Annotated in this window: 3 protein-coding genes and 2 pseudogenes; 2 read left to right on the top strand and 3 right to left on the bottom strand. The window is 60.3% G+C overall.

The genetic code is table 11. The annotated features are described in order from the left end of the window. The 3 genes and pseudogenes from A3A5_RS41285 to A3A5_RS0111615 form a co-directional block, all read right to left on the bottom strand. On the bottom strand, positions 1 to 167 hold a 167-nt coding region (locus tag A3A5_RS41285; protein WP_369797770.1), incomplete at its 3' end, for a transposase. 708 nt (positions 168 to 875) lie between these two features. Further along, positions 876 to 1,256 (bottom strand): annotated as a pseudogene (locus A3A5_RS38315) (IS30 family transposase); the annotation flags it as partial. A 65-nt stretch (positions 1,257 to 1,321) separates the two neighbouring features. Continuing rightward, positions 1,322 to 4,090, bottom strand: coding sequence for an HAD-IC family P-type ATPase (locus A3A5_RS0111615; RefSeq protein WP_018310741.1), 2,769 nt, complete (start codon positions 4,088 to 4,090; stop codon positions 1,322 to 1,324). Positions 4,091 to 4,654: 564 nt separating this feature from the next. On the opposite strand from A3A5_RS0111615, the gene A3A5_RS0111610 reads away from it, so the two are divergent. Continuing rightward, on the top strand, positions 4,655 to 5,173 hold the full coding sequence (locus tag A3A5_RS0111610) for a hypothetical protein (RefSeq protein WP_018310740.1): 519 nt from the start codon (positions 4,655 to 4,657) through the stop codon (positions 5,171 to 5,173). A 153-nt stretch (positions 5,174 to 5,326) separates the two neighbouring features. Continuing rightward, positions 5,327 to 5,510 (top strand): annotated as a pseudogene (locus A3A5_RS44665) (hypothetical protein); the annotation flags it as partial.

Below are 5,510 nucleotides of genomic sequence, written 5' to 3'. Positions count from 1 at the left end.
AAAGCGGTACGGCTCACCAAGCCACAGTGGTCACAAATGAACCCATCGCTCCATCGAGCGCGCTCAAGGTAGGCCATGCATGCCGCTTCGTCTGGAAACATCCGCTGAAACTCCGGCAGCGAGCCCGGAAACGGCAGATCGCCTCGGTCAAGCACGTCAATAACCATGGTTGCCCCGGGGTGGCACAGATGACCAACATACTATCGGTAGAGGGCTTGGGAGACAACCGGATAAGCATGGTTTCATCATCCACGCCGGCAGCACCACGGTTGGCCTTCACCAGCTGGTACGCCCTCCACACGACCCGCTTCGCTATGCAATAAGGTTTTGTTGATGTCATGTCACTCATCCCCATACTAAAGGTTGGTGACGTTCGTCAACGGGATAACGCTGCCCCTTCGCTCCACCCTCATTACAAGGGCTTCATCGCTACTACGGACAGCTCCGTCCCTCACTCCGGCATCGGTATTCTTCCTCATGGTGTCTGCCATTTGTCATTTCCCTTTGCATCCGGAGCAAGGTTCTCACGTTCCATACCAAAGCCTATATTGAGCTCATGCCGCCTATACACCGACTGTCGACGGGTCCGTAAACAGGTGTCGTCCCGACTGATCCTGGAGCTTCTGTGCGACTCCAGTTTTGACAGTACCTTGGGTCTATAACGATGCGTCATCGGACGGTTCGCTTTCGCTCATCTTCTCAATACGTACCTGACGTCCTAAACCGGACGCCTTTTCCACGGTCGCTCACCACCACGCCTTTTGAACTAAGCAGCACCGGGCGGTTTGAAGCCTGCTCCTGCAAGCCGACTTCGGGAGGCCTTCTCCCATCTTCGATACAGCATCACAAGCTTTCACTTGTGTTCGTGACACACCGCAGAAGTAGACCTTGATGTCGGTCGCGACAGTGAAGCGCTTGTGACCAGCCATCTCCGTGCCACGACCCCAAGTCAGCGATTTGTACAGTTCCTGCGGCAGCTTGCCAGCGTGCTTGATCAGGGCGTTGACTACAGCCTCGGAGTCCTTGCTGGCAATCTTCACCAGCATCACGAACCGGGTCTGACGTTCGACGAGTGTTGCAATCTGGCTGTTGGCGTTGCCGAACAGCAAATCACCTTCCCAGTGCCCGGGGATCGCGCGATCCTCTGCCGTGGCAGGGCGTTCACTGATCGATACGGCATCTCGGATGTTCGTACGGTCGTCGGTTTTCAGTGTGTGTTGTGTGTGTTGAGATGTCGCCTGAGGGGATTGACCCAAGGTCCCTTATTAAGATTCGCTGTACTCAGCGTAGACGGCGATCCATGGATTGAGGTTGACATGAGTCAACCGCCGGGCGGGGCGATGGAATCTTGAGTGGGCGAGCACCGGTCTCTGCGGTACAGCTTGCCCCGCCGGCTCCGCCATTTGTCCAGTTCGACCGCAAGCGTTAACGTCAGCGCGAGCGACAACAGGCCGGCCCACGTCGTAGCCGAAACAGGTGTGAGGCGCAGCGTATCGCTTAGCCCGGGTATGTACATCGCAGCGATATGGAATGACTGGGCAGCCAGTACGCTGACCACCAGCATCGGATTGGCGAAGACCCCCTGCCGGAATACGGAGTGGCACTCCGAACGGCTGTTAAGGGTCTGCAAATTCTCAAACAGCACAAACAGCAGCAGCAATTGGTTGCGTGCCACGTCTATGTGATAGCCGTGGTCAAGCAGCCAGTAGAAAGTTGCGAATTCGCCCGCGCCCATGACAAGACTCGAATAGCAGATGCGGCGGATCATAAGGCGGTCAAAGATCGGTTCCCGGGGCTTGCGCGCCGGATACGACAGTTCATCGCCTTCCGCGTGTTCGGTAGCCAGAGCCACGTCCTGAATGCCATTGGTCACGAGGTTGAGCCACAGCAGCTGCACCGGCAGCAATGGCATGGGCAGGCCCAGGGGAATCGCCAGCAGAAACAGAACCATTTCGGCCACGCCCGTGGAAACCACCATGAAGATGACTTTGCGAATGTTCGCGTACGCCACCCTGCCTTCATGGATGCCGTTGACGATGGACGCAAAGTTGTCATCGGTGAGGACAATGTCCGCGCTTTCCTTCGCCACTTCAGTTCCCTTTCGGCCCATGGCGACACCGACGTGTGCGTGCTTGAGCGCAGGAGCGTCGTTGACGCCGTCGCCAGTGACGGCCACGAAATGCCCGGTTCTTGCCAGCGACAGGACGATGGACAGCTTTTGCTCCGGACTGACGCGGGCGTAGAGGCGCGCTCGGTGGGTCAGTTTGTCGAGTCCGTGCGGCCCCTCGCTCTCGGCCTGGCGTACCTGCTCGCCCGTCACGATCTGGTCCGCGGTAAAGCGCAGCCCCGCCTGCGCGCCAATTGCGCTGGCCGTCAACGGATCGTCGCCAGTCACCATTGCCACGTCGATGCCGGCGCTGTAGCAGCGTCGGATAGCCTCGGGGACCTCTGGGCGAACCGGATCCTTCATGCCGGCCATTCCCAGAAAGGTCAGGTTGACCAGGTGAGCGTTTCCGTAGGACCCCAGCGGCTCCGCATCAATCGTGCCTTCAGCGAACGCCAGGACGCGTAGTCCTTGCGCGGCCAACGCGGTCTTTTCCCGAAGCAGGGCCTCGCGCCGGATCGGCACGGCATGGGCCCGAACATCCGCCTTATCGCACATGGCGATCAGCGTCTCGGGCGTGCCCTTGACGAACACGCGGATCCTCTCTTCGTGCCGGTGGAATGAGGCCGCATACCGCAGGTCTGGCTCATATGGGATACGGGCCACCAAGGGATACCGCTGTCGGATCTCATGGGCGACGGTGCCTCCCTTGTGCGCCGCGGCCAGTAGCGCCACATCTACGCTGTCCCCGGTGCCAGTCCAACCATCGCGCTCCCTGGAGAGTTGGGCCTCGTTTGGCAGCGCCGCGGCCCTCAGCAGGGCCGCTACCCGCGTTCTCGCGTCCTGCTCCGTGGTGCCGGCGGCGCGGATCGTGCAGGCGTCCAGATCGCGTCCGACGTCGCAGGAGAACGCCGTGCCGTCGGGAAGCCGGATATCGGTGACGACAAGCTCGTTCATGGTCAGGGTGCCGGTCTTGTCGGTGGCGATCATGGTGCAGGAGCCAAGCGACTCCACCGCTGGCATTTTGCGCACGATCACGTGAGCCTTTGCCATCCGCCGCATGCTGATCGCCAGCGCCACCGAAATGGCGACGGGGAGTCCTTCGGGGATCGCGCTCACCGCCAGTCCGACCGACATCATGAACAGTTCGCGCAATGCCATGCCGCGCAGCATACCCACCAGCACCAGCAACGCCACAACCACGCCGACCGCCACCGCGATCAGTCGGGAAAACCGCTGGAGCCTGAGCATCAAAGGTGGCTGCGAGATGGATTCGCGGCCCAGTTCCCGCGCAATCCGGCCAATTTGCGTGGCAGCGCCAGTCGCCACCACGATGCCGTGGCCCCTGCCGCGGAGCACTACCGTGCCGGCGAAGGTCAGGCACTGGCGGGCGCTCGCTGGGGCGTTGCTGGCGTCACATGCTGAGCGCTTGCGCACCGGCAGCGATTCGCCGGTCAGCAGCGATTCATCGCACTGCAGGTCAATCCCGTAGGTCAGTTCCAGGTCGGCCGGCACTCGGCTGCCGGCTTCCAGCATCACCAGGTCACCCGGCACCAAGGTACTTGCGTCGATCTCCCGCTGCACGCCGTCCCGGATCACTGTAGCAAGCGGCTGCTCCATCTTGCGCAGCGCGACGGTCGCTTTGTCGGCTGTATGCTCCTGTGCGGTGCCGATGACGCCATTAATCAGCAGTACCGCCCCAATGAACAGTGCATCCTTCAGGTCACCCAACGCGAGCGATGCCGCTGCTGCGGCCAGCAGGATGTAAATCAGCGGACTGAGGAACTGGCGCAGAAACACCCCGACAACCGACCTCGGGGCCACCTGAGGCAGCACATTGCGGCCCACCTCGGCCAGCCGCGCACGAGCCTGCGCGGTGGTCAGGCCGGGGGGGACATGCCCCAGATCGATGCGATCCCGGGTACCGTTATGTTCTTCGTGAGATCGAGGGCGATCCGTTTGCAGCGCGGTGGAGCGATTTTGCATGAGGTTTCCCAAAGTATGGTCGGCGCGGAACCACGCGTGCGCACGTCTGCGGGCCGTGCACGTACGCCACGCGCGGTGGGCGGTGCCGACATCGTTCAAGGGTAGGTACTCGCATGTCCGCACGGTTGATCCGGATCAATCGCCACCTGGTTCCGCCACCTTCTATGAGCAGTGGTTTGTCAAGCGTCGAACCAGCCAATAGAGTCTCGGCGTAGATCCAGGTCGACACCGGACTGCAATAGTGCCAACCTAGGCTGGCACTGGGGCGCTGCTGGTACTTCCCTCTGTGGGTGACAGATTTATGACAGAGCCGTACCGGTAGGCGCACGCTCTCCTTTTTGTAGCGTTGCTGATTGACCAACTCGAGCTCGCCTATTTTCTGGGCAAGCCAGCGCGAACCGCCACGCCGGTGGTTAGGCCGGCCGCTAGCCTGAGGTTATCCACAGACTTTGTGAGTAAGTTGCACGGCGGCCATCGAGCTGATCTCCACGCAGTTTCGGGCTGGACATTCATGCTTTTGTAACCTTTCTGTCTTACTTTTCCGCCAGCCGTAGGGAGGGCGCGATGAAGGGTCTGGTTGGGCGGTTCGAGAAAACAGTTGCCGGTCGGCAGGAAATAACCTCACGAATAGGAACGCTGGACCGTCGCACGCGGGCGCTTCTCATCACGGTGGACGGACGAACCAGCGTGGGGGACCTGTTGGCGCGCGCTCTCCAGCTTGGCCTTGAGTCGGACGCCGTCTTTGCGCTACAGCAAGAGGGTTTTATCCAGCATGTTGGCGAGCTTGGCCATGTCAGCGATGTTCAGCCATCTGCAGGATCTCTGCCTTCTGGCGCGAAGCAGAATTCGCGATTCCGAAAGCGCTCACTTGCCGCAGCTCGGATGTATCTAATGGATGTCATGGTGCGCACATTGGGCACGGCGGAGCATCCAATCCGGACACGTCTTATCGAGGCCACGGACCCGGGTTCCGTCGAACAAGCTTTTGAAGCGTTCTTAGAAATGCTGCGAGAGACCGCCACGCCGTCCGTGGTGGCGCATATCGAGGAATCCTTTCGCGACCAACTCCCCATTCGACAATGATGGTGCTCAACTCGGCGAATGTTGCCCGAGTTAGATCGTGGGACCGGATGATGGGTGCAAGACCTAAGGAACGAGTGAGAAATAACTTCCCGAAGTGGACCTGGCGTGCGCAAAGCGACGCGGGTAAGATGTGATGCCTCTGGAGGACAAACGATGCAGGCTGGTTACCGGGCTGAGGTTGAAACGCGGATGAAGCGGCTGTACGCGCGCTTGTCGGAGAAGGACCGACGGCGGTATGCGGCTGTGGAGGCGGACAAGCTGGGCCATGGCGGTTTCGAATATATTGCGAAACTGTTTGAAATGGACCCGAAAACAATTAGACAAGGGCTAAAGGACC

The sequence above is a fragment of the Cupriavidus sp. UYPR2.512 genome, assembly GCF_000379565.1.
Lineage (GTDB): Bacteria > Pseudomonadota > Gammaproteobacteria > Burkholderiales > Burkholderiaceae > Cupriavidus.
Note: the sequence above shows the minus strand (reverse complement) of the source record. Positions and strands in the feature narration are given on the sequence as shown.